General features: G+C 60.5%; 23 protein-coding genes and 1 riboswitch. Of the genes, 16 read left to right on the top strand and 7 right to left on the bottom strand.

Annotated features, from left to right (window positions below; all coding sequences use genetic code 11):
- The first annotated feature begins 346 nt into the window (after positions 1-346).
- The 13 genes from AB8B31_RS20055 to AB8B31_RS19995 all read left to right on the top strand — a co-directional run bounded on the left by AB8B31_RS20055 (position 347) and on the right by AB8B31_RS19995 (position 14,262).
- Positions 347-2,248 (top strand): ABC transporter substrate-binding protein, encoded by a 1,902-nt coding sequence (locus AB8B31_RS20055; protein WP_028734231.1) that lies wholly within the window; start codon positions 347-349, stop codon positions 2,246-2,248.
- A gap of 67 nt (positions 2,249-2,315) precedes the next feature.
- Positions 2,316-3,320 carry an ABC transporter permease gene (locus AB8B31_RS20050; protein WP_018243863.1) on the top strand — a complete coding sequence of 335 codons (1,005 nt, stop codon included), beginning with the start codon at positions 2,316-2,318 and terminating at the stop codon, positions 3,318-3,320.
- 6 nt (positions 3,321-3,326) lie between these two features.
- A complete protein-coding gene (locus AB8B31_RS20045) occupies positions 3,327-4,184 on the top strand; it encodes an ABC transporter permease (protein ID WP_439007526.1) in 858 nt (285 codons plus the stop codon).
- Between the two features lie 4 nt (positions 4,185-4,188).
- Positions 4,189-5,223 carry an ABC transporter ATP-binding protein gene (locus AB8B31_RS20040; protein WP_032998539.1) on the top strand — a complete coding sequence of 345 codons (1,035 nt, stop codon included), beginning with the start codon at positions 4,189-4,191 and terminating at the stop codon, positions 5,221-5,223.
- A complete protein-coding gene (locus AB8B31_RS20035) occupies positions 5,220-6,110 on the top strand; it encodes an ABC transporter ATP-binding protein (RefSeq protein WP_018448167.1) in 891 nt (296 codons plus the stop codon). Before AB8B31_RS20040 ends, AB8B31_RS20035 begins: the two co-directional genes overlap by 4 nt.
- 106 nt (positions 6,111-6,216) lie before the next feature.
- Positions 6,217-8,433, top strand: coding sequence for a primosomal protein N' (locus AB8B31_RS20030; RefSeq protein ID WP_028734234.1), 2,217 nt, complete (start codon positions 6,217-6,219; stop codon positions 8,431-8,433).
- A gap of 69 nt (positions 8,434-8,502) precedes the next feature.
- Positions 8,503-8,892 (top strand): AGROH133_08824 family phage infection protein, encoded by a 390-nt coding sequence (locus tag AB8B31_RS20025; protein WP_018243858.1) that lies wholly within the window; start codon positions 8,503-8,505, stop codon positions 8,890-8,892.
- A 255-nt stretch (positions 8,893-9,147) separates the two neighbouring features.
- The gene (locus AB8B31_RS20020) at positions 9,148-9,714 is read left to right on the top strand and encodes a F0F1 ATP synthase subunit delta (RefSeq protein ID WP_028734235.1); all 567 of its coding nucleotides are present in this window, start codon (positions 9,148-9,150) and stop codon (positions 9,712-9,714) included.
- Positions 9,714-11,243 (top strand): F0F1 ATP synthase subunit alpha, encoded by a 1,530-nt coding sequence (gene atpA, locus AB8B31_RS20015; RefSeq protein WP_028734236.1) that lies wholly within the window; start codon positions 9,714-9,716, stop codon positions 11,241-11,243. Before AB8B31_RS20020 ends, atpA begins: the two co-directional genes overlap by 1 nt.
- Before the next feature lie 28 nt (positions 11,244-11,271).
- Complete coding sequence (locus tag AB8B31_RS20010) at positions 11,272-12,156, top strand: F0F1 ATP synthase subunit gamma (protein ID WP_028734237.1); 885 nt, start codon at positions 11,272-11,274, stop codon at positions 12,154-12,156.
- Positions 12,157-12,179: 23 nt separating this feature from the next.
- Positions 12,180-13,616, top strand: a complete 1,437-nt coding sequence (gene atpD, locus AB8B31_RS20005; RefSeq protein ID WP_018243854.1) for a F0F1 ATP synthase subunit beta — start codon at positions 12,180-12,182, stop codon at positions 13,614-13,616.
- Entirely contained in the window at positions 13,616-13,855 is a 240-nt protein-coding gene (locus AB8B31_RS20000; RefSeq protein ID WP_028734238.1) for a hypothetical protein, read from the top strand. Before atpD ends, AB8B31_RS20000 begins: the two co-directional genes overlap by 1 nt.
- Positions 13,855-14,262, top strand: a complete 408-nt coding sequence (locus AB8B31_RS19995; RefSeq protein ID WP_018243852.1) for a F0F1 ATP synthase subunit epsilon — start codon at positions 13,855-13,857, stop codon at positions 14,260-14,262. The genes AB8B31_RS20000 and AB8B31_RS19995 overlap by 1 nt, the downstream gene beginning before the upstream one ends.
- A 150-nt stretch (positions 14,263-14,412) precedes the next feature.
- Here the strand turns inward: AB8B31_RS19995 and AB8B31_RS19990 are convergent, their stop codons facing one another.
- The 7 genes from AB8B31_RS19990 to AB8B31_RS19960 all read right to left on the bottom strand — a co-directional run bounded on the left by AB8B31_RS19990 (position 14,413) and on the right by AB8B31_RS19960 (position 20,981).
- On the bottom strand, positions 14,413-15,150 hold the full coding sequence (locus AB8B31_RS19990) for a sugar transferase (protein WP_028734239.1): 738 nt from the start codon (positions 15,148-15,150) through the stop codon (positions 14,413-14,415).
- 167 nt (positions 15,151-15,317) lie between these two features.
- Positions 15,318-16,538, bottom strand: a complete 1,221-nt coding sequence (locus AB8B31_RS19985) for an acyltransferase family protein (RefSeq protein WP_028734240.1) — start codon at positions 16,536-16,538, stop codon at positions 15,318-15,320.
- A 182-nt stretch (positions 16,539-16,720) separates the two neighbouring features.
- Positions 16,721-17,731, bottom strand: a complete 1,011-nt coding sequence (locus AB8B31_RS19980; protein ID WP_439007493.1) for an ABC transporter substrate-binding protein — start codon at positions 17,729-17,731, stop codon at positions 16,721-16,723.
- A gap of 68 nt (positions 17,732-17,799) precedes the next feature.
- Positions 17,800-18,612, bottom strand: coding sequence for an ABC transporter ATP-binding protein (locus tag AB8B31_RS19975; RefSeq protein WP_028734241.1), 813 nt, complete (start codon positions 18,610-18,612; stop codon positions 17,800-17,802).
- Positions 18,609-19,415 (bottom strand): ABC transporter permease, encoded by an 807-nt coding sequence (locus tag AB8B31_RS19970; protein ID WP_028734242.1) that lies wholly within the window; start codon positions 19,413-19,415, stop codon positions 18,609-18,611. The genes AB8B31_RS19975 and AB8B31_RS19970 overlap by 4 nt, the downstream gene beginning before the upstream one ends.
- Positions 19,416-19,427: 12 nt before the next feature.
- Positions 19,428-20,036: a YkoF family thiamine/hydroxymethylpyrimidine-binding protein gene (locus tag AB8B31_RS19965; protein WP_028734243.1), complete on the bottom strand. Its 609-nt coding sequence runs from the start codon at positions 20,034-20,036 to the stop codon at positions 19,428-19,430.
- Positions 20,027-20,140, bottom strand: a riboswitch (TPP riboswitch). (Overlaps the previous gene by 10 nt.)
- Before the next feature lie 244 nt (positions 20,141-20,384).
- A complete protein-coding gene (locus AB8B31_RS19960; protein ID WP_028734244.1) occupies positions 20,385-20,981 on the bottom strand; it encodes an NADPH-dependent FMN reductase in 597 nt (198 codons plus the stop codon).
- An 83-nt stretch (positions 20,982-21,064) separates the two neighbouring features.
- Between AB8B31_RS19960 and soxR the strand changes: the two genes are divergently transcribed.
- The 3 genes from soxR (at position 21,065) to AB8B31_RS19945 (ending at position 22,899) form a co-directional block, all read left to right on the top strand.
- Entirely contained in the window at positions 21,065-21,529 is a 465-nt protein-coding gene (gene soxR, locus AB8B31_RS19955; protein WP_028734245.1) for a redox-sensitive transcriptional activator SoxR, read from the top strand.
- Between the two features lie 151 nt (positions 21,530-21,680).
- Positions 21,681-22,451: an SDR family NAD(P)-dependent oxidoreductase gene (locus AB8B31_RS19950; protein ID WP_018517248.1), complete on the top strand. Its 771-nt coding sequence runs from the start codon at positions 21,681-21,683 to the stop codon at positions 22,449-22,451.
- A 106-nt stretch (positions 22,452-22,557) separates the two neighbouring features.
- Positions 22,558-22,899, top strand: a complete 342-nt coding sequence (locus AB8B31_RS19945; RefSeq protein ID WP_018069028.1) for an ArsR/SmtB family transcription factor — start codon at positions 22,558-22,560, stop codon at positions 22,897-22,899.
- Positions 22,900-22,907: the final 8 nt, after the last annotated feature.

The following is a 22,907-nucleotide window of genomic DNA, read 5'->3' as shown; positions in this document are numbered from 1 at the left end:
AGCCTCCTCCCGAAAGCAGCCGACCTGTCTGGTGATGAAGTGCGGCCTCTTGGGAGGGCGCCGCGCTCGCTGCAAAAGCTAAGCCAAACGCTCACTTTGTCAATAATATAAAAAATCAGATCGGCGCCGTTCGCCAAAAATGCCTGTAAATGCGCTATTTTTTATGACAGACAAAATTATCAGTTGCCGTTTCTCAAAAAATTGTCGATAACTGTGGCGTGAGTTCGCCCGCCGTCGAGGAGTGCATGTGTCCCTGCGGCACGCGCAGGCAGGGGTTCGCTGGACGCCATCGTCAATCGATTACGGGAAGCGCTCGCCGCGGCGAGTTGAGGAGGAGGAACATCCGATGAAGTTCCGTAAATATGCAGCCATTGCCTTATTGTCGCTCATGGCCCTTCCGGCATTTGCGCAGGATTTCATTGCCGGCATACCGCGCAATGAAACGCTGATCATCCAGGGTACGCCGCAGCAGAATGCCGACTGGTTCAACCTCTGGGCTCCGGGCGGCGGGGCGGCTGCAAATCTCAACGGCCTGCAGCAGCTGACCACCGATACGCTATGGTTCATCAATCCCGAAGGCGGCAAGGATGCCTGGCAGAATGCGCTGGCCAGCGAACCGCCGAGCTACAACGCCGATTTCACCGAGATGACGGTGAAGCTGCGCAAGGGCATCTTCTGGAGTGATGGCATCGAATTCACCAGCGACGACGTGGTCTATACCGTGCAGACGCAGATCGACCATCCCGGCATGGCCTGGAGCGCGCCCTTCACCGTCAATGTCGCGAGTATCGAAAATCCGGATCCACAGACGGTCGTCTTCCATCTAAAGAAGCCGAACTCGCGCTTCCATACGCTTTTCACCGTGCGCTGGAATGCCGCCTGGATCATGCCGAAACACGTCTTCGAGAAGGCCGCAGATCCGCTGTCCTTCAACAACAACCCGCCGGTTTCACTCGGGCCCTACCAGCTGCAGAGTTATGACAAGGGCGGCAACTGGACGATCTGGAAGCTGCGCGATGACTGGCAGCGCACGTCGATCGGCCTGGCTGCAGCACAGCCGCCCGAGGTCAAGTACGTCGTCTATCGCGCCGCCGGCAATCCGGAGGCCCGCGTCATCGAGCAACGCAACCACAATCTCGACGTCATCAACGACATGGCGCCCGAGGGCATGTTCTCGATCATGCGTGACAGCAAGAGCACGGCCTCCTGGCTGAAGGGTTTCCCTTTCGCGCATCCGGACCCGACGCTGCCTTCCGTTCTCTTCAATACGAAGAAGGCACCCTTCGACAATAAGGACGTGCGCTGGGCTCTCGCTCTGCTGATCGACATCCGCGAAGTGGCGCTTGGCTCCTATCGCGGCGCGGCCAATATCGCCGCCCTTGCCACGCCGCCGACGGGTTCTGCCCCGGACGATTATTACGCACCGATGCAGGACTGGCTGACGAACTTCGAGCTCGACACCGGGTCCCGCAAGATCAAGCCTTACGATCCCAACATCTCGTCGCAGATCGCCAATATGGTGCGCAGCCAATGGGCCGATCAGATCCCGACCGATCCGGCCAAGCTGCAGCGAACCTTCGGCTTCGGCTGGTGGAAGAAGGACGTTGAGGCTGCGACCGAGCTGCTGCAGAAGGCAGGCTTCAAGAAGAGCGGCCGCCAGTGGATGAAGCCTGACGGCACGCCCTTTACGATCCGCCTGCAGGTGGAAGGCGATGCCATCCCGACGCTTGCCCGCGCCGGCACGGTGATCGCCCAGCAATGGACGCAAGCCGGCATCGCCACCAAGGTCGATGTCGCCGGCCCGACCAATGGCCAGCGCCTCAGCACCGGCGATTTCGAGACGGCGATCTACTGGAGCATCGAGACCTGGGGCGGTCATCCCGATCTCTCCTTCTTCCTCGACAGCTATCATTCGGAGTTCATCAAGCCGGTCGGGCAGATCCAGCCGCCGCGCAATCTGCAGCGCTGGCAGGATCCGCGTCTCGACCAGCTCATCGAGCGCAATCGGTCGATCGCCTTCGATTCGCCCGATGTCGCCAAACTCGGCCAGGACTTTCTGAAGCTTGCCGTCGAGGAAATGCCGATGATCCCGCTGATGGCCTACAACAAGTTCGCGCCGCTCGATACGACCTACTGGACCAACTATCCGAGCGCGGACAATCCCTATTCGGCCTCGGGTCCGAACTGGTCGAACATCCGCTACATGGTGGTCGGTCTGAAGGCCAATCCGGATGCGCCGAAGCCTTGATCGAGGCAATATCGAGGGAGCAGCCGGCCGCCGGCTGTTCCCGTTCTGCTATTGAAAGGTCGATGTCATGAACGGCTTTCTGATCTATGCGGCAAAACGCTTTCTGCAATTTCTTTTCGTGGTCTTCACCGGCATCACGCTGGCCTTCCTGATCGCGCATTTTTCGCCGGTCGATCCGATCGAGCAGACCGTGTCGCTGTTGACGAGCTTTGGCTCCACCGATCCGCAGGCCGTCGAGATCCTCCGCGAATCGCTGCGTGAACTCTACGGCACCGGCGGGCCGCTGCTGGAGCAGTATTTCACCTTCTGGGGCCGCGTCCTGACCGGCGATTTCGGCCCGTCGCTTTCCTCTTTCCCGACCCCTGTGATGACCGTTATCGGCCGGGCACTGCCCTGGACGGTCGGGCTTCTGACCCTCGCAACGATCATCTCCTGGATCATCGGCAATTTTCTCGGCGCGCTTGCCGGTTATTTCCACAGCAGCAAGCTGCTGAAGGTTGCCGGTATCGTCATCATGGCGCTGCAGCCGATCCCGACCTACATCATCGGTCTCAGCCTGGTGATCCTCTTCGGTTTCATCTGGCCGATCCTGCCGATCAGCGACGGCGCGCAGGTCAATCTCGCGCCTGCCTTCAACTGGGCCTTCATCAGCTCGGTGATCGAGCACGGCATCCTGCCGGCCCTGACCCTCGTGCTGGTCGGCATTGGTGGCTGGTTCATCTCGATGCGTTCGCTGGTTTCCAACATCGTCACCGACGATCACGTCGTCTATGCCGAACTTGGTGGCGTGCGCTCGCGCAGCATCTTTTCGCAATATGTGGCGCGCAACGCCATGCTGCCGCAGGTCACCGGCCTGGCACTCAGTCTCGGCAATGTCTTCGGCGGTGCCGTCATCGTCGAGTTCGTCTTCAACTATCCTGGGATCGGCAAGCTTCTGATCTCCGGCATTTATTCCGGCGATTACAGCCTCGTGCTCGGTGTCACCACAATCGCCATCATCGCGGTTGCCGCCGCGGTCTTCGTGATCGACATCATCTATCCGCTGATCGATCCACGCGTGAAACTGGGGTAATCCGTGATGTTCAAAGTCCTCAGAGACCTGCTGCGCTACAACAAGGAGTTCCTGCTCGGAACCATCCTGATCTCAATCATCCTGGCGCTGATCGCGGCATCGTTCTTCTCGCCCTATGACGAGAATGCCATCTATGTCGTCGCGCCCGACATGCCGCCTTCGGCCGAATTCTGGCTCGGCACCACCTCGCGTGGCCAGGAGGTTTTCTGGCAGATCGCCGCCTCGATGCGCAATACGCTGTTCTTCGGCATCATCGTCGCCTTCGTCAGCCGCATCATCGCCATCGCCGTCGGACTGATCTCCGGCTATATCGGTGGGCGAACCGACCAGATCATCATGGCGGTCAACGATACGCTCGGCGCCCTGCCGAATATTCCGATCCTGCTGCTTCTGGTCTTCGTGCTTCGCGACCAGATGACGTGGTTCATGCTGGCGATCACCGCGGCGCTGCTCGGATGGACGCATGACAGCCGCCTGATCTGTTCCGTCGCCCTGTCTCTCCGCCACCGGGAATTTACCCGGCACGCGGTCTTCTCGGGCATGCGGACACGACAGATCCTCATCCGCGAGCATCTGCCCTATGTCATGCCGATCGTCTTCTTCACGACCATGAACAATCTGATCTGGGCGATCGGCCTCGAGGTGACGCTCTCGGTGCTTGGATTTTCCGACATCAACCGGCCGACGATCGGCGGCATGATCTACTGGGCCAATGCGCATTCCGCGATGGTATCGGGCGTATGGTGGTGGGTCGCCTTTCCGATGCTCTTCGTCGTCATCCTGTTCCTTGGCCTGTTCATGCTCGCCATGTCGGTGAACGAATATATCGACCCGCGCTCGCGCCTGGCCCGCATGGGAGCTTGAGGAGATGCAGAACCTGATGAGGACGCAGCCTTTGACCCTTGCCGAAAACGCCAAGGATGCACTGACGATCGACGGGCTTAAATGTTATTACGTCAATGATTATTTCGGCGTGCGGCGGGAGATCCGCGCAGTCGACGATATCAGCCTGACCATCCGCAGGAACGAGATCTACGGCATTGCCGGCGAATCCTCGAGCGGCAAGACATCGCTGATCAAGACGCTTGCCGGCGCCATCCGCCCGCCGATGCGCGTCGTCGGCGGAACGGTGAAATTCAATTTTGCCGACGGGCCGATCGATGTCTATGCTGAACCGAGCAAGATGAAGGCGGCACGCTGGCGCCACCTTTCCTACATCATGCAAGGCTCGATGAACGTGCTGAACCCGGTCAGAAGGGTCAAACACGCCTTCACCGATTTCGCTTCCCGCCACATGAACCTCGATCCAGATGCCTTCCGCGCGCGCGTCGAGGCGCATCTTGCCCGCCTGCATCTCGATCCGCATGTGCTCGAGGCCTTTCCGCACCAGCTTTCGGGCGGCATGCGCCAGCGCCTGACGATCGCTCTCGCCACTGTCTGCGAGCCGGAATTCATCATCGCCGACGAGCCGACGACTGCGCTTGACGTGCTCGTCCAGCAGGACGTGCTGGCGCTGATCAAGGAAGTGCAGATGCGCCTGCAGTCCTCGGTCATCTTCGTGACCCACGACATGTCGGTGCATGCGGCCATCACCGACCGGCTGGCCATCATGTATGCGGGACGGCTGGCGGAAGAGGGGCCGACGCAGGCGATCTTCGACAATCCCCAGCATCCCTACACCGTTCACCTGATCGGCAGCCTGCCACGCATCGGTGATGTCTCGACGCGAAAGAGCCTCAGGGGCAAGCCGCCGGCACTCTCGGATCCGCCGTCGGGATGCCGGTTCCATCCGCGCTGTCCGATCGCGATCGACAAATGCGCACGTGAGGTGCCGGCCATGCTGCCGAGCGCGACCGGAGGGCGGGTCGCGTGCTTCCGTGCCGGGGAGTACCAGATTCAATGAGCAGCCATTTCCTTCTCGAACTCGACCACGTCACCAAGCTCTTTCCGATCGGCGGTTTCTTCTCGCGCGAAAAGATGAAAGCGGTCGACGATGTCAGCTTTGCCCTCGCCGCCGACAAGCCCGAGATCTTCACGATCGTCGGCGAATCCGGCTCCGGCAAGTCGACACTGGCAAAGATGATTCTCGGTAACGAAAAGGTCGATCGGGGCAGCATCCGCTTCGACGGCGCCGATGTGAAGGCGGTGCGTTCCCGTAGGGATCGTGAGGCTTTCATGGCCAAGGTTCAGCCGGTCTTTCAAAATCCGTTCGAGGCCTTCAATCCGCTGACCCGGATCGACGAGTATCTGCTGGCCACCGCCCATCGCTTCAAGGGCGCGAAGAGCCGGGCCGAGAAAGAGGCGCTTGCCGACGTTGCCCTTCAACGTGTCGGCCTGTCGATGGCGGAGATAAAAGGTCGTTTCTCGCATGAGCTTTCAGGCGGCCAATTGCAGCGCATCGCCGTCGCCCGCGCGCTGATCCCTGAGCCGAAGCTGATCGTGGCGGACGAGCCGGTCTCGATGGTCGACGCATCGCTGCGGATGTCGATCGTCAATCTCTTTCGGGATCTGCGCGACGCGCTCAACGTTTCGATCGTCTACATCACCCATGATCTTGCGACCGCCTATTATATTTCCGACCGCGTGGTGATCATGCGCAAGGGCGTGGTGGTGGAGAGCGGAGATGCCAGGGATGTGCTGGAACATCCGAAACACGCCTACTCGATCGCGTTGAAGAACGCCGTCCTGCCGCCCAATCCTCGCGAGGCGTCGGCGATCATTCGCCTGCGGCAGCGCAATGGCAAGGCAAATGAAGCCTATTCCGGCGATGGCGACCGCCTTGCCAGGTGAAGCTCAATTTCTGAGCTTCACTCTTTAAATCACCGCGGCGACTCGCAGTACGTGGCTCCGTCTTTGCGGTTCCAATTCCATCGATTTGCGGGCATGGTCTCGCGCGATGAGCACAGATTCGTCCGATCTCTTTGGCGCGCTTTTCGAGGCACCGCCCGCGAACCGAACGGTTCCGGTGCTGGTGCCGATGCCGGCGCCCAAACCCTATTCCTATTCGGTGCCGGATGGCATGGCGGTCGAGCCCGGCTCGGTCGTGCAGGTGCCGCTCGGGCCGCGGCAGGTGATCGGCGTCGTCTGGGACGGCGGCGAAGACGGCGTCGATCCGAAGAAGCTTCGGCCGATCAGCCATGTCTTCGACTGCCCGCCGCTTTCCAGGGAGATGCGGGATTTCATCGATTGGGTGGCGACCTATACGCTCTCGCCTCCCGGGCTCGTCGCCCGCATGGCGCTGAGGGCGCCGAACGCCTTCGAGCCGGAACCAATGGTGGAGGGGTTGAAGCTCGTCGGCGGCGAACCGGAACGGATGACGCCGGCGCGCGCCCGGGTGCTCGATACCGCCTCCGACGGCTTTTCCTGGACACGCAGCGGTCTTGCCCATGCGGCGGGCGTCTCGACGAGCGTCGTCGACGGACTGATCACGCTCGGCATTTTTGAGGCGATATTCCTGCCGCCGCCGCCGGTTGTGGCGATGCCCGATCCGGATTTTGCCGCCGCACGTCTCGAAGGGCCGCAGAAGGAGGCAGCCGAAGAGATCGTTACCGACGTCCGCAAGGGCGAATTTTCGGTGTCGCTGATCGACGGGGTGACCGGCTCCGGCAAGACCGAGGTTTATTTCGAGGCGATTGCCGAGACGCTGAAACGTGGCAAGCAGGTGCTGATCCTGCTGCCGGAGATCGCGCTGACGGCCAGTTTCATGGAGCGCTTCCAGGACCGCTTCGGGGCAAAGCCGGCCGAATGGCATTCCGATCTTGCGCCGCGCATGCGCGAGAAGGTCTGGCGCCAGGCGGTGACCGGCGAAGTGCGGGTGGTGGCGGGCGCGCGCTCGGCACTCTTCCTGCCCTTCGAGGATCTCGGCCTGATCATCGTCGACGAGGAGCACGATCCCGCTTACAAGCAGGAGGATCGCGTCTTTTACAATGCTCGCGATATGGCTGTGGTGCGCGGCCGAATCGGCGATTTCCCCGTCATCCTGGTGTCGGCGACGCCGTCGGTCGAAAGCCAGGTCAACGGGCAGAGCGGACGCTACAGCACCGTCCACCTGCCGACGCGTTTCGGCGATGCGGCGATGCCGGATCTGCATCTGGTCGATATGCGCAGGCATGCGCCGGAGCGGGGCGGCTTCCTGTCGCCGGTGCTGATCCGGGCGATCGGCGAGACGGTGGCGAAGCGCGAACAGGCGCTGCTGTTTCTCAACCGCCGCGGTTATGCGCCGCTGACGCTTTGCCGGGTCTGCGGCCATCGGTTCCAATGCCCGCAATGTTCGAGCTGGCTGGTGGAGCATCGTTTCCGCAAGCAGCTGCAATGCCACCAATGCGGCCATGCCGAGCGCACGCCGGAGGCCTGCCCGGAATGCGGCACGCTCGACCATCTCGTTGCCTGCGGGCCAGGAGTCGAGCGCATCGCCGAAGAGGTGGAACGGCATTTCCCGGAGGCGCGAACGATCGTTCTCTCCTCGGATATTATGGGTGGGGTGAAGCGGCTGCGGCTGGAGCTGGAAGCGATCGCCAAGGGCGAGGCGGATATCGTCATCGGCACCCAGCTTGTCGCCAAGGGGCATAATTTTCCGCTGATGACGCTGGTCGGCATCGTCGATGCCGATCTCGGCCTTGCCAATGGCGACCCCCGCGCGGCCGAGCGCACCTTCCAGCTTTTGTCGCAGGTGACCGGCCGGGCCGGGCGCACCGGCCTCAAGAGCCATGGGCTGCTGCAGACCTATCAGCCGCAGCATCCTGTCATGCAGGCGATCGTATCAGGTGATTCCGACGCCTTCTACGAGCGCGAGATCAGCGAACGCGAACGCGCCGTGCTGCCGCCCTTCGGCAGGCTTGCGTCGATCATCGTTTCTGCCGAAACCCGCCATGATGCTGAAAACCATGCGCGCGGCATGCGCAACGCCGCACCGCAGGTGTCGGGTATCTCGGTGCTCGGCCCGGCCGAAGCGCCGCTCGCGCTGGTACGCGGCCGTCATCGCTTCCGCCTCCTGGTGCACGGCCGGCGGAACTCGGACATGCAGGGGTTCCTGCGGGCGATGCTGTCGCAGTCACCCAAGGAGCGCGGATCGGTGCAGGTGCAGCTGGATATCGATCCGCAGAGTTTTCTCTAGACGCCATTTCCTCCTTTTTCGGCCCATGCCATAAAACACTGATTCATCCGGGTGATTTGGGGCTGACGCATGGAGTTTTATTTTCCGACCGAGCTTGGCGAGCAGCTTGCTTTTTGCTCTGCCGCTTTCACGGCGCTTGCCGGCTTCATCATGATGTTCGCGCCGGGGCAGACTTTCCGTCTTCTCGGTCTGCAGGCGCAGGAGGGGCGGCCGGAAGGTTTCGGCGAGGGACGCTCGATGGGCGGTTTCTATCTCGGTTTCGGCCTGTCGGCGATCCTGCTCGCCCAGGACTGGATCTACATGGCGCTCGGCGCCTCTTTCGCGATGGCTGCCTTTGCCCGTATCATCTCGATCCTGTCCGATAAGGGGAGTAATCTCGTCAACTATTTACTCCTGGTTGTGCAGATTGCTTTGGCCGCGCTACCGCTGCTCTACGTTTTCGGCTTCATCCAGACGTGACTCTCTCTGCCGGCAGACGGCATTTCTGGCCTCCTTCCAGGCCATTGCGCAATTTTGCGAACAGAAAATCATATGAAAGGCATATTCGGGCGTTACGCGTGTTGCGAGTCCGTACATCCTATGTTAGACGGACCCCGAATTTCGGAAGAAGCAAGAGGCTTCTCTTGTGATTTCTGGGGGAAATCAAAACGAATTCAAGATCATAGGTTCGGCGCCCGCCGAGAGCCGGATTTTGGGTTGAAATCAGGGAAATTTGTGCCAGTGGCAGACACGTCCCAGCTTACTTCTGGTGTTGCCGAGCGCTATGCCTCGTCGCTTTTCGAACTGGCGCTCGAGCAGGGCGCCGTCGACAGCGTAACCGCCGATCTTGACCATTTCCAGACGATGCTGGATGAGAGCGCCGACCTGAAGCGCTTCGTCGCAAGCCCGGTTTTCTCCGCCGAAGACCAGTTGAAGGCGATCGTCGCCATCAGCGAGAAGGCCGGCATCAGCGGTTTCTTCGCCAATTTCCTGAAGGTCGTGGCGCGCAACCGCCGCCTGTTCGCCCTGCCGGGCATGATCAAGGCCTTCCGCATCATCGCCGCGAAACATCGCGGTGAAATTTCCGCCGAGGTCACCTCGGCGCATGCGCTTTCGAAAGCGCAGGAAACCGAATTGAAGGTGGCACTCAAGAGCGTTACCGGCAAAGACGTGACGATTGCCGTCACGGTTGATCCGTCAATTCTTGGTGGTCTGATCGTGAAGGTCGGGTCCCGTCAGATTGATACGTCTCTTCGTACCAAACTCTCTACCCTTAAGCTCGCATTGAAAGAGGTTGGCTGATGGATATCCGCGCCGCGGAAATTTCCGCAATTCTCAAAGACCAGATCAAAAATTTCGGCAAAGAGGCAGAAGTCTCGGAAGTCGGCCAGGTTCTCTCCGTCGGTGACGGTATCGCTCGTGTCTATGGTCTGGACAATGTCCAGGCCGGTGAAATGGTCGAGTTCCCGGGCGGCATCCGTGGCATGGCGCTGAACCTCGAATCCGACAATGTCGGCGTCGTCATCTTCGGCGCTGACCGTGACATCAAGGAAGGCGACACCGTCAAGCGGACCGGCGCCATCGTCGACGTTCCGGTCGGACCTGAATTGCTCGGCCGCGTCGTCGACGCGCTCGGCAATCCGATCGACGGCAAAGGCCCGATCAATGCGACGCGCCGCTCGCGCGTCGACATCAAGGCTCCCGGCATCATCCCCCGCAAGTCGGTTCATGAACCGATGTCGACTGGCCTTAAGGCCATCGATGCGCTGATCCCGGTCGGCCGCGGCCAGCGCGAACTCGTCATCGGCGACCGCCAGACTGGCAAGACCGCGATCCTTCTCGATGCCTTCCTCAACCAGAAGGCCATTCACGACAACGGTCCGGAAGGTGAGAAGCTTTACTGCGTCTACGTCGCCATCGGCCAGAAGCGTTCGACTGTCGCGCAGTTCGTCAAGGTGCTCGAAGAGCGCGGCGCTCTGAAATATTCGATCATCGTTGCCGCCACCGCTTCCGATCCGGCGCCGATGCAGTTCCTGGCTCCGTTTGCCGGCTGCACCATGGGCGAATATTTCCGTGATAACGGCATGCATGCGCTGATCGGTTACGACGATCTGTCCAAGCAGGCCGTATCCTACCGTCAGATGTCGCTGCTGCTGCGCCGCCCGCCGGGTCGCGAAGCCTATCCGGGCGACGTTTTCTACCTGCATTCGCGCCTGCTCGAGCGCGCTGCGAAGATGAATGACGACATGGGCGCCGGTTCGCTGACCGCTTTGCCGGTTATCGAGACGCAGGGCAACGACGTTTCGGCCTTCATTCCGACCAATGTGATTTCGATCACCGACGGCCAGATCTTCCTTGAAACGGATCTGTTCTATCAGGGTATCCGTCCTGCCGTGAACGTTGGTCTGTCGGTTTCCCGCGTTGGATCGTCGGCGCAGATCAAGGCGATGAAACAGGTTGCCGGCTCGATCAAGGGCGAACTCGCGCAGTATCGCGAAATGGCTGCCTTCGCCCAGTTCGGTTCGGACCTCGACGCTGCGACGCAGCGCCTGCTGAACCGTGGCGCACGCCTGACCGAACTCTTGAAGCAGTCGCAGTTCTCGCCGCTGAAGACGGAGGAACAGGTCGCGGTGATCTTCGCGGGCGTCAACGGCTATCTCGACAAGCTGCCGGTTGCTTCGGTCGGCAAGTTCGAGCAGGGTCTCCTCTCATATCTGCGTTCGGAGGGCACCGCCATCCTCGACGCGATCCGCACGGAAAAGGCAATCAGCGATGATACCAGGGGCAAGCTTACCGCTGCTCTCGATAGCTTCGCAAAGTCTTTCTCGTAATCGGGCCCTAAGTTAGGACGGATCACGGATGCCTTCACTTAAGGATCTGAAAAACCGGATCGCCTCCGTCAAGGCGACGCAGAAGATCACCAAGGCGATGAAAATGGTCGCCGCGGCGAAGCTTCGGCGTGCGCAGGAGGCGGCCGAGGCCGCCCGGCCTTATTCGCAGCGCATGGGTGCGGTTCTGGCGAACATCGCCAAGGCCGTCACCGATGCGGATGGCGCGCCGACGCTGATGACCGGTACAGGCAGGGACCAGGTTCACCTGCTGGTGGTCTGCACAGCCGAACGCGGTCTTTGCGGTGGCTTCAATTCGCAAATCGCACGCTTTGCGCGCGAGCATGTCCGCAAGCTGCTTGCCGAGGGCAAGACGGTGAAGATCTTTACCGTCGGCAAGAAGGGTTATGACATCCTTCGCCGCGAATATGCTTCTCTGATCATCGAGCGCAAGGAATTGCGCGACGTCAAGCGAATCGGTTTCGAGAATGCGGACCAGATCGGCAAGCGCGTCATCCAGATGTACGAGGCCGGTGAATTTGACGTCTGCACGCTGTTCTATTCCGAATTCAAGTCGGTGATCAGCCAGATTCCAACAGCGCAGCAGCTCATCCCGGCTTCGACGGGCGGAGTACTGAGCGAAGATGCCGCGCATGCAGGCGCCGTCTACGAATATGAGCCGGATCCGGCATCGATCCTCGAAGATCTGATCCCGCGCAATATCTCGGTCCAGGTCTTCCGTGCGCTCCTCGAGAACGTTGCCGGCGAGATGGGTGCGAAGATGAGCGCGATGGATAATGCGACGCGTAACGCCGGTGAGATGATCAACAAGCTGACGCTGAGCTACAACCGCCAGCGTCAGGCGCAGATCACCAAGGAACTCATTGAAATCATTTCGGGCGCGGAAGCGCTCTGAGGCTAGGAAAAGAGGGTCAGAAAATGGCTGAGGCAGCTACCCCCAAGACAGGCTCTGTCGGCAGAGTCACACAGGTTATCGGCGCCGTCGTCGACGTTGCTTTCGAAGGCGAACTGCCGAAGATCCTGAACGCGCTGGAAACCAGCAACAACGGCAATCGCCTCGTTCTCGAAATTGCGCAGCACCTTGGCGAAAACGTCGTTCGTACCATCGCGATGGACTCGACCGACGGTCTCGTGCGCGGCCAGGAAGTCACCGACACGGGCTCTCCGATCATGGTTCCCGTCGGCAATGAGACGCTCGGCCGCATCATGAACGTCATCGGTGAGCCGGTCGACGAAGCAGGTCCGCTGGTTACCGCCCACAAGCGCTCCATCCACCAGGATGCGCCGACCTATGTCGAGCAGTCGACGGAGGCGCAGATCCTCGTCACCGGCATCAAGGTCGTCGACCTTCTCGCCCCCTATGCACGCGGCGGCAAGATCGGCCTCTTCGGTGGCGCCGGCGTCGGCAAGACCGTCTTGATCATGGAACTGATCAACAACGTCGCCAAGGCGCATGGTGGTTACTCGGTTTTTGCGGGCGTCGGTGAACGCACCCGCGAAGGCAACGACCTTTACCATGAAATGATCGAATCGAACGTCAACAAGCACGGTGGTGGCGAAGGCTCGAAGGCTGCGCTGGTTTACGGCCAGATGAACGAGCCGCCGGGTGCGCGCGCGCGTGTTGCTCTGACCGGCCTGACGGTCGCTGAACACTTCCGTGACCAGGGCCAGGACGTGTTGTTCTTCGTCGACAACATCTTCCGCTTCACGCAGGCAGGTTCCGAAGTGTCGGCTCTGCTCGGCCGCATCCCGTCGGCCGTCGGCTATCAGCCGACGCTCGCAACCGACATGGGCCAGATGCAGGAGCGCATCACGACGACAACCACCGGCTCGATCACCTCGGTCCAGGCCATTTACGTTCCGGCCGACGACTTGACTGACCCGGCGCCGGCAACTTCGTTCGCTCACTTGGACGCAACGACGGTTCTGTCGCGCTCGATCGCTGAAAAGGGTATCTACCCGGCCGTCGATCCGCTCGACTCCACGTCGCGCATGCTCGACCCGTTGGTCGTCGGCGAAGAGCATTACGAAGTCGCCCGTAAGGTCCAGTCGACGCTGCAGCGTTACAAGGCCCTCCAGGACATCATTGCGATCCTTGGCATGGATGAACTGTCCGAAGAAGACAAGGTTGCCGTCGCCCGCGCCCGCAAGATCGAGCGCTTCCTGTCGCAGCCGTTCTTCGTCGCCGAAGTTTTCACCGGATCGCCGGGCAAACTGGTTGCCCTTGAAGACACGATCAAGGGCTTCAAGGGCCTCGTCAACGGCGAATATGATCACTTGCCGGAGGCTGCTTTCTACATGGTCGGCTCTATGGACGAAGCTGTCGAGAAGGCCAAGAAGCTCGTAGCTGCTTGATGAGCGACGCGCTAGACGAAATATTCTGCTGCGACTCCCTGAGGGGGGTCGTGGCGGGTCTTCCGGAACCAGCAGCTCCCACCGTCTATCGCGCCGATAACGGCGTGCTGATGATGGTGGTAGGTCTTGTCCAGAGCGAGGAAGGCCTCGGCTATCTCGATCAAGCGATACTGCACTGCCCGTTCTGCGGGACAAAATTGCAAGATGCAAAAGCCATAGCCGAGAAGGTAAGTCACTGATGGCTGACAATTTCAACTTTGAGCTCGTTTCACCGGAGCGCCTGCTGCTGTCGGAGATGGTGACTGAGGTCGTCATTCCTGCGACCGAAGGCGAAATGACGGTCATGGCAAACCATGCTCCGACGATGACGACGATCAAGCCTGGTGTCGTAAGCGTGCGTTTCGCCTCCGGTAAGAAACAGGACTATGTGGTGTTCGGCGGTTTTGCTGATATCCTGCCGACCGGCTGTACATTGCTTGCTGAATCTGCAGTTCCGGTCGAAGAACTCCAAAAGGACGAGCTGACCCGCCGCATCGAGGCCGCCCGTAGGGAACTCGAACATGCCGAATTGCACGAGCATAAGTCGAAGCTCGAGCACTTCATCATGGAAATGACGCATCTGAGCGGTATCGTTCAACAGGACTGATCGCAATCGACTATGACGATGAAAGGCGGCTGTAACAGCCGCCTTTTTTGTGTCCGTTCCATCTCTTAGGGGGCGGAAGACAGCGCCACTGGTGGCTTGAAATGAACAAGCGGTGGATATCGCCGCTTTTGCAACGCGCAAAAGCTCATCTCAGAAGCCTGTACCGCCGCGCAGCTCGATGACGATCGTCCTGAGCAGTATCTTCAGGTCGAGCAGCAGGCTGAAATTCCTGACATAATAGATATCGCAAGCGATGCGGGCGCGGGCTTGCAGCGATCGCGCCGTCGGGCCCCGCCAACCGCGTGTCTGCGCAAGACCGGTGATGCCGGGGCGCATGATGTGGCGTTGATGGTAGTCCGGCACCAGTTCTTCGTAGAGCTTGCCGGCTGCCCGCATGTTGATGGCGTGGCAGCGCGGGCCGACCAGCGACATCTCGCCCCTGAGGACGTTGAAAAGCTGCGGCAGCTCGTCGATATTGGTCTTGCGGAGCACCGCGCCGATGCTTGTCACCCGGCTGTCGCCCTTGACGGTCTGTTGAACGCCACTCGGATCACAAGCTTCGGCGCGCATCGACCGGAACTTGAAGACCGTGATCTTCCGGCCGTTCAGCCCCCAGCGGATCTGGCGGAAAAACACCGGACCGCCATCGTCGAGTTTGATGAAAAGAGCGATGGCCAGAAAAAGCGGCGCCAGCACGAGGAGGGCGCTGACTGAGGCGACGATGTCGATCAACCGCTTCATGGCCAGCCGCAACGCCATTTTTCTTTCTACAGGGGAAAAGCTATCCGGCTGGCGAATGTTGGAGTTCGCTATAACCAGGGTCTTGGTTTTGTCCTGACGCTGAGACGGATCGAAGCGTGAATTCGTCTTCGAAGTAAAAGCATTCATTACGCAAGGTCCACAAGTTTAGATGCGATACTGAACAGCAGTGAGACAGATACATGGTCACGTATCGTTTGTCATCGGTATAAATATGAATTTGATAACCCTAAAGACGCCAAAAATGGGAGTATTTCGCGTTAACCTTAATGCCTGTAGTTGCACTTATGGGGAATTTATACTTTGAAAGGAGTAGCCCGATTGGGTAGGCGAGATGTCAGCCGGTTGCCGAAATCGATCGCCGGTTTTTCCAGCAGGAAGTAGCTGAGACTCGCGACCAGAAGGATGAGCGCCGCCGCCAGCCCGCAAGATTGCAGCCAGCCGGCGACGACATTTTCCGAGGAAAAGCCAAACGAGCCCGGGTCGAGTCTCTGGATCAATATCAGGATGATCTCCTGCCAGATATAGATGCCGAAGGAGATCTTTGCGATGTAGCGGACAGGAGCGTTGTCGAACAGCCTTCCCAGGTGTTGCGAATGGCTGAGCGAAACGAGCGCCGTTGCCACCGCCAGCGGAAAGACCGGAAAACCGTAGGGGATTTCGAGCCAGCCGTAAGCCTCGTCGGAGCCGCCGGGCGATATGACGAGGCGGTAGCCGGCAACGGCGATGGCCAGGAGCGATACAACATCGAACCAGGAGGCGCGCCTTGTTGGGAGCATGACCTCGACGCTCGCGGCAAGCGCGCCGAGCGCGAAGACGGCAAAGAAGCCGATCGGATTATATCTCGGCATCCACTCCTTCGCGCCGCCCTGCAGGCCGTACTGCCAGCCGCGTCCGATGTCGTCGAGCGGAAATAAGGCCAGAATCAGCACATGGGCGAGAAGTACGGCTGCGATGACGCAAAGCCAGGCGAAGCGGGCAAGCAACGGGCGCCGCCTCAGGAGGGGCAAACGAAATAGCAGGAGAAAGCAGATCGGCAGGAGCACATAGCTGGTGACCTCGAAGGCAATGGACCAGAGCGGCCCGTCGGCTTCGACAGGAAACAAGGTACGCCAATGCCACTGGCTCATGAACAGCAGCCCGGAGACATAGCGGAGCACAAGCTCCGGAGTCAGCGGCAGGGCAAGCAGCGTCAGGCTGAGAGCGAAGCCGATGGTGGCGGCGAACCAGAAGCCCGGAGCGATGCGCGCCGCCCTGCGGATCGCGTAATGGCGGAGGCTCGGCATGGCGCTACCGGCGTCGAGCGCGCGCCAGAAGGGATGGGCAAGAAGAAAGCCGCTGAGCACGAAGAAGATGGCGACGCCGAAATTGCCGAAGCGGAGGATATGTGCGGTCGGTCCGAGTTCGTCAGGGATTCTGCGCATATCCAGCCGCAGCGCGAAGTGGTGGGCGAGCACCAGGAGACATGCCGTCGCACGCAGAAAGTCCGCTCCGGCCAGTCTCTCCTGTTGTCGCATCCTGCCTCCCCACCTTGCCCAGAGCACGATGCCGAAAAGTGTGAGCGGTGCTCGGACGACATCATGCACCACTTCCTTGATTTAGATACGGATTCAGATCTTGGGCCGGAGCGGCCCAAGATCTGAATCCGTATCTGAGATTTTGCAGCGGAAAGCCGCGACGGGCAAGGCAGGGGGTGGGCTCAGTCGAGAAGTTCGTTGGTATAATAGGTGGAAAAGTCCGGCCTCTCCTTGAGTGCGGCGCCATTCGCATCGACCAAAATGCCATTCTCCATCAGGAAGCCGCCGAGGCCCTCGGCCTTTGCCGGGTCGAGCTTACCGATCACGCCGGCCTCGGATTTCAGGAAGTGCCCTTCGATCAATGCCTTTTGAGAAGCCTTTACCAGTTCCGTGTTCATCAGTGCGCCGTTGCTTCCAGAGATCAGCAGCTCGCAGGCTTCGTCGGGATGGTCGACGGAGTAGGCATAACCCTTTCGTGTCGCCTGGATGAAGGCGCGAGCGTGTTCCCGACTTGCGGAGAGATAGGCGTCGCTGGAGACGATGACCGTCGTCTGCTCGTCGGGAATGCCATAATCGGAATAGTGGAAGCGGCCGATCTTCCGGTTTTCCAGTTCGGCGGCGATGCCTTCCCAGGTGTATATCTCCAGCGTGAAATCGATCGAGCCATTGTCCAGCGCCTCGTAAGCGGAGGTGCCGAGGGTGACGGTCTTGACGTCGCCTTTGCCGCCGTCATTGCGGATCATCGCCGAGATCAGCGCGCTCTCCCAGGTACCGCCAAAGCCGCCATAGGTCTTGCCGTCGAGGTCTTTCGGGCTCTTGATGTCGTCGCGTCCGCCCTTGAAGATCAGGCGTGCGGTTTCCGTCTGGACGACGCCGTAGACCATCTTCACGTCACCGCCGCCAGCGCGCTGCGTGAGGGTCTCGATCTCGCTGCTGATGCCGAAATCGGCAACGCCGTTGGACACCAGCGTTCCGGCGCTGGTATCGGTGAAGGGAAGAATCTCGACATCGAGCCCGGCATCGGCATAGAAGCCCTTCGCCTTGGCGACATAGATGCCGATATGGTTGGTGTTGGGTGTCCAGTCGAGCGCGATGCGAACCTTTGCGGGCGCCGATTGGGCGAGGGCGGTACGGCCGGCGAGGCTTGCCGCGATGGCGGCGAAGATCGTCTGGCGACGGGTGAGAAGCAGCATGGTGACCTCCTCAGGTCTCTAGAGCATGATGCCGAAAAGTGTGAGCGGTTTTCGGACGACATCATGCTCTAACTCTTTAAATCAGAACAGGATTCAGATTTGAGGCCGACTGGCCTAAAATCATCCTGTTCTAGCGGATGAAGCAGGGTTTGCAGGATTTCGGTTTCGATCGCCTGGGCCGCCGGCGAGCCGAGATCGGCAATGCTTCTCGGGCGGGGCAGGGGAACGCGGAATTCGCGGATGATACGCGCCGGACGGGCCGAAAGCACGTAGATCCGGTCGGAGAGGAACACGGCCTCGCGAACATCATGGGTGATCAGCAGCGCCGTCCAACGGTGTTCGGTCCACATGCCCTGCAGCCATTCCTGGATCTGCGTGCGCGTCAGCGCGTCGAGCGCGCCGAAAGGCTCGTCGAGCAGCAGCATGTCCTGGGTCTGGACGACGGTGCGCAGCAGCGCGGCGCGCTGGCGCATGCCGCCTGACAGTTCGGAGGGATAGTGGTGTTCGAAGCCGGCAAGGCCGAAGCTCTCGAACAGCGGCGCGACGGCGGCGCGGGCCGCGCGGCGGCTCATGCCTTTCACCTCGAGACCGAGTGCCGCATTGTCGATGATCCGGCGCCAGGGCATCAGCGCATCGCGTTGCGGCATGAAGGCGAAGGAATGCGGCGCCTGTTCCAGCGGCACGCCCTTAAAAAGCATGGTGCCGGCATCGGGGCGCAGTGCCTGGGTCAGCAGTCGCAGCACCGTCGATTTTCCGGAGCCGGACGGGCCGACGATCGAAACGAACTCGCCGTCTGCGACGGCGAGCGAAATATCGCCGAGCACCTTCATGCCGTCGAAGGACTTCGAGATATTGTGCAGTTCAACCATTGTATCGCTCATCGGCGCCGCTCCGCGGTTGGCTGCCAGGGCATGACGAGGCGCTGGATCAATAGCGTCGCTCCGAAGAGGCAGAGTGTCAGAACGGCGCTGATGACGACGGCGGCGAGCACGAGATCGGGACGGAAATTGTTCTTGGCGTTGAGGATATAGATGCCGAGGCCGCGGGCGGCGCCGGCATATTCGGCAAAGATCGCGCCGACGACAGCATAGGTGATCGAGATCCGCAGGCCGGCGAAGAAATAGGGCAGCGAGGAGGGAAGCCGTGCCAGGCGGAAAATGCGCCAGCGGCTCGCCTTCATCGAATTCAGCAATTCGGCGATGTCGCGGTCAGTCGATTCATAGCCCTGCAGCAAGGCGACGAGCAGCGGGAAGAAGGTGACGAGCGCCACCAGCAGGATCTTCGGCAACAGGCCGAAGCCGAACCAGAGGACGACGAGGGGCGCGATCGCCACCAGCGGCAGGGTCTGGCTGGCGATGAAGATCGGCAGCAATGCCCGGCGCATGAAGGGCACGAAATCCATGAGGATCGAGGCGGCGAAGGCGAAGGCCAGCGACAGCGCGAAACCTCCGAGTGTCGCGCCGAGCGTCGGCCAGGTGTTTGATATCAGCGCCTCGCGGTTCAGCCAGCCCTGGATGACGATGCGCGAAGGCGCCGGCAGGATGGAAGCTTTGATACCGGAAAGATCGACATAGAGTTCCCATGCCGCCAAAAAGACGCAGCCGGCCAGCAAGGCGGGTATGCCCCGGTAGAGAGCGGCGCGGAGCGCGGCAAGGCGCGAAGCCGATGGTTGTGGCAGTGTCATCAGCGTTCGATTTCAGGCTTTCGTCGGGCTATTGGCAGACGCCGTGATGTCGAGGGTAACATGTCCCTCGGGGTCGCCGAAGCGATAGAAGGCCTCACGAATGGTTGCGAAGACGGCACCGGCATCGCCAGAAAGCCTGGTGCAGAAATTCTTGGCACGGTCGAAGGTGCCAGAGCGCTTCAGGAAGTCGATGCAGCCATAAATCTCGTCCATATGGGTACCGGTTCCCATGACGTAGAGCGAGAATTGCGCAGCGGTCGGCTGGCCGGTCTCGGTGGTGGTTTCAACGGCGGCAAGTGCGGCTGTCATACGCTCGGCAAGCGGCTCCGCCTGACCGAGGGAGGGGTTGACGCCGCAGATGGCGTCGTCAGGCTCGCCGGGGCAGCCGCGTGAAACGGCGGCTGACAGGACGCAATGCTCGCCGGTCTTTGCGGCGGCGACGAAAAGATCGTGCATGGCGGCGAAGAGAATGTCAGGCGGGCCGACCAGCAGTGTGGAGATGTCATCGGTCTCGATGCGCAGCCGGTCGCGATAGGGGTCGAGCGCCTTGACGGCATCAAGAATGATGCCGACGAAATTGCCGGACATCGGATAGAGTGACACCTGTGCGCCTGAGAACATCTGAACCTCGCTCCGCTGGCATTACCCAGATCAGCTTTGAAGGGTCCAGAGGCTTGCACCTCACATCTCAGCCCCGGCGATACGGAGCTCCCCTGTTATTTGCGCGGAAACTATCACCGGGGTTTCCTCCCCGCAACAGCAAAATTGCGAACCCGTCTGCGCGGTCGGGATGGACCTGATGCGACGGGAAACACCCGGACGGAGGTCCTGTCCGGGTGTTCCCAATGGTTCCGTACCTGCCGGGAACGGAACCGGAGCTCTCTGCCTCAGGCGGCTAGCGCATAACCCCGAAAATCGGAATCGATTTTCGGAAAGGATTATGCGCAGATTCAAAGTAATAGAGCGTCCTTAGCGCGTCCGAAAAGACGCGCGGCGCTCTGTGTCGGTATAGGGACGATCGCTGCGGGCAGTGACGAGCGCCTGCGTCCACCATTCCAGCCTCGCCATCATCCGATCGAGCAAACGCATTGCGTCGGCGGGATTGTCGAGCCGCCCGTCTGTGTCGAAGCGGTTCCAAGGTGCGGCAAAGCTGACCGAATCGCGGATCGTCACGGCGTGGAGTTCGGCAAAGACGAGCCGCAGTTGTTCGACGGCGCGCAGGCCGCCAGATATGCCGCCATAGGAAACGAAGGCGACCGGCTTGCCCTGCCAGGGCTCGAAGAAGAAATCGATGATCGACTTCAACGAGGCGGTGAAGCTGTGATTGTATTCCGGCGTGACGATGATGAAGGCGTCGGCCATGCCAAGCCGTCCGGCGAGCCTGTCGATTTCGGGGTGCGTCATGTCACGGTTGGCCGGCAGCGCGAAATCCAGCGGGTCGATGATGTCGATATCAAATTGCGGGAAGCGGACGAGCTCCTGCGTCAGCCATTTGACCACCCGGTCGCAGATGCGGCCCTCTCTCGTGCTCCCATAGATGACAGCCAGCCTGGTGGGTGTTTTCACGCGTCGCTCCTTGTTGCGATTGGACTTTACGATTGCAGGAGCCAAGGTTATAAAACCTCAACTAATATTGAGGTCAAGAGGTGATGGATACAATTCCTGCGGCGCCGCTCGGCAAGCTCCTGACGGTCGGTGAAGTGGCAGAGCGCAGCGGCCTGGCCGTCTCGGCGCTGCATTTTTACGAGACCAAGGGGCTGATCTCGAGCATCCGCTCCCGCGGCAACCAGCGGCGCTATGGCCGCGATGTGCTGCGCCGGCTCGGCATCATCAAGGTGGCGCAGCGTGTTGGCATTCCGCTTTCGGAAATCCAGGCGGCGTTCGAGTCCCTGCCGCAGGGACGCACGCCGACCGTCGCCGACTGGCAGACGCTGTCGGCGCGCTGGAAGGATGATCTCGACGCGCGAATCAGGCGGCTTAGCCTGCTGCGCGACCGTCTGACAGGTTGCATCGGCTGCGGCTGCCTGTCGATCGAAAGCTGTCCGTTGCGCAATCCCTGCGACCGGCTCGGCAGGGAGGGGCCAGGCGCGCGGCTTCTGGAGACCGAAAACTAAAAGGCTGGAACTTCTTGGGAAGAGCAGTTTCCGGGGTGAGACCAAGTCTCTCCCGGGAAAGATCGATGCGCGCCTTTCTTTCGGTCGGCGTGCTCATATGTTAAGGGCGAGTGACGCAACCGGCGGCACTGTCCGCGAGGAGGACGGCTTCGTGTTTCATCCCAGACTGTTCGAAAATCGCAATGTGGTCGTGACCGGCGCCGGTCGCGGCATCGGCCTTGAAGTGGCCCGGCAGTTCCTGGACTGCGGCGCGAAAGTAATCGTCCATACCGGGCGCAAGCCGGGACGCGACCTCCCGGATTTCCTGCTGACGGCTGAATCTGAAAGACGGGCGCTGCTGCTGCATGCCGATTTCTCCGCAGTCGGTGGGGCAGCGCAATTTGCTGAAGATGCTCTCGCCTTCTTCGACAGGGTCGATGTGCTTGTCAACAATGCCGGTACCATGCTTGGCCGTTTTCCCGCTGCCACGCTCACCGACGCAGAATATGAGGCGGTCGTGCGGCTCAACCAGACATCGGTGGTGGCGCTGACACGCGCGCTGCTGCCGGCATTGAAGGCGGCTGAAGGCGCTGCCATCGTCAACACGGTTTCGATTTCGGCGCTGACCGGCGGCAGCCCCGGCTCCTCGATCTATTCGGCTTCGAAAGCCTTCGTTGCGACCTATTCCAAGGCGCTTGCCCGTGAGCTTGCACCGGACGGAATCCGCGTCAATTGCGTGTCACCGGGAACGATCGAGACGGAATTCCATGAGCGCTATTCCTCCCGCGAAAAGCTGGAACAGACGAGAAAATCCATCCCCCTGCAGCGGCTCGGCACGGCGGAGGACTGCGCTCCCGCCTATCTGTTCCTGGCGGCTCCCTCGCTCTCGGGCTACATCACCGGACAGGTGATCGAGATCAACGGCGGTCAGCTTATCTGCTGATTTGTTTGGACCTTTTTTGGCATTTCATCACTTTTGACCAATTCGCTTGTGCGAATATGCTATTGTGCTGATCTACCTCATCGCCTCCCTTCCGAGATAATACCGAATGCCGTTGCCCAAACCCGAGCCGGGGATGACCGGCCAGGAATTGCACAAACTCGCTGGAAAAGCCCACGAAGCGAGCGATCTGCTGAAAGCGCTAGCGCACCAGACCCGACTTCTGATCCTCTGCATACTGGCGAACGAGGAGCGGACGGTGAGTGAAATCGAGAACATCCTCGGCATACAGCAGGCCATGGTCTCGCAGCAGCTGGCGCGTTTAAGGCTCGAAGGCCTGGTCCATACGCGCCGTCAGGGCAGGCTGGTCTATTACAGCATCGGCAATGTCAGCGTGCTTGCCTTCCTCGAATCGCTGTTCGATCTTTTCCCGGCTGCAGAAAACAGTTAGCGATCGCC

This window comes from Rhizobium sp. 62_C5_N11_2 (genome assembly GCF_051811185.1).
Classification (GTDB): Bacteria; Pseudomonadota; Alphaproteobacteria; order Rhizobiales; family Rhizobiaceae; genus Rhizobium; species Rhizobium leguminosarum.
Note: the sequence above shows the minus strand (reverse complement) of the source record. Positions and strands in the feature narration are given on the sequence as shown.

Bases quoted from the DNA above. Each gene is read 5' to 3' on its own strand.
- AB8B31_RS20055 (WP_028734231.1), top strand. From the start codon at position 347: ATGAAGTTCCGTAAATATGCAGCCATTGCCTTATTGTCGCTCATGGCC.
- AB8B31_RS20050 (WP_018243863.1), top strand. From the start codon at position 2,316: ATGAACGGCTTTCTGATCTATGCGGCAAAACGCTTTCTGCAATTTCTT.
- AB8B31_RS20045 (WP_439007526.1), top strand. From the start codon at position 3,327: ATGTTCAAAGTCCTCAGAGACCTGCTGCGCTACAACAAGGAGTTCCTG.
- AB8B31_RS20040 (WP_032998539.1), top strand. From the start codon at position 4,189: ATGCAGAACCTGATGAGGACGCAGCCTTTGACCCTTGCCGAAAACGCC.
- AB8B31_RS20035 (WP_018448167.1), top strand. From the start codon at position 5,220: ATGAGCAGCCATTTCCTTCTCGAACTCGACCACGTCACCAAGCTCTTT.
- AB8B31_RS20030 (WP_028734234.1), top strand. From the start codon at position 6,217: ATGAGCACAGATTCGTCCGATCTCTTTGGCGCGCTTTTCGAGGCACCG.
- AB8B31_RS20025 (WP_018243858.1), top strand. From the start codon at position 8,503: ATGGAGTTTTATTTTCCGACCGAGCTTGGCGAGCAGCTTGCTTTTTGC.
- atpA (WP_028734236.1), top strand. From the start codon at position 9,714: ATGGATATCCGCGCCGCGGAAATTTCCGCAATTCTCAAAGACCAGATC.
- AB8B31_RS20010 (WP_028734237.1), top strand. From the start codon at position 11,272: ATGCCTTCACTTAAGGATCTGAAAAACCGGATCGCCTCCGTCAAGGCG.
- atpD (WP_018243854.1), top strand. From the start codon at position 12,180: ATGGCTGAGGCAGCTACCCCCAAGACAGGCTCTGTCGGCAGAGTCACA.
- AB8B31_RS20000 (WP_028734238.1), top strand. From the start codon at position 13,616: ATGAGCGACGCGCTAGACGAAATATTCTGCTGCGACTCCCTGAGGGGG.
- AB8B31_RS19995 (WP_018243852.1), top strand. From the start codon at position 13,855: ATGGCTGACAATTTCAACTTTGAGCTCGTTTCACCGGAGCGCCTGCTG.
- AB8B31_RS19990 (WP_028734239.1), bottom strand. From the start codon at position 15,150: ATGAATGCTTTTACTTCGAAGACGAATTCACGCTTCGATCCGTCTCAG.
- AB8B31_RS19985 (WP_028734240.1), bottom strand. From the start codon at position 16,538: ATGCGACAACAGGAGAGACTGGCCGGAGCGGACTTTCTGCGTGCGACG.
- AB8B31_RS19980 (WP_439007493.1), bottom strand. From the start codon at position 17,731: ATGCTGCTTCTCACCCGTCGCCAGACGATCTTCGCCGCCATCGCGGCA.
- AB8B31_RS19975 (WP_028734241.1), bottom strand. From the start codon at position 18,612: ATGAGCGATACAATGGTTGAACTGCACAATATCTCGAAGTCCTTCGAC.
- AB8B31_RS19970 (WP_028734242.1), bottom strand. From the start codon at position 19,415: ATGACACTGCCACAACCATCGGCTTCGCGCCTTGCCGCGCTCCGCGCC.
- AB8B31_RS19965 (WP_028734243.1), bottom strand. From the start codon at position 20,036: ATGTTCTCAGGCGCACAGGTGTCACTCTATCCGATGTCCGGCAATTTC.
- soxR (WP_028734245.1), top strand. From the start codon at position 21,065: ATGGATACAATTCCTGCGGCGCCGCTCGGCAAGCTCCTGACGGTCGGT.
- AB8B31_RS19945 (WP_018069028.1), top strand. From the start codon at position 22,558: ATGCCGTTGCCCAAACCCGAGCCGGGGATGACCGGCCAGGAATTGCAC.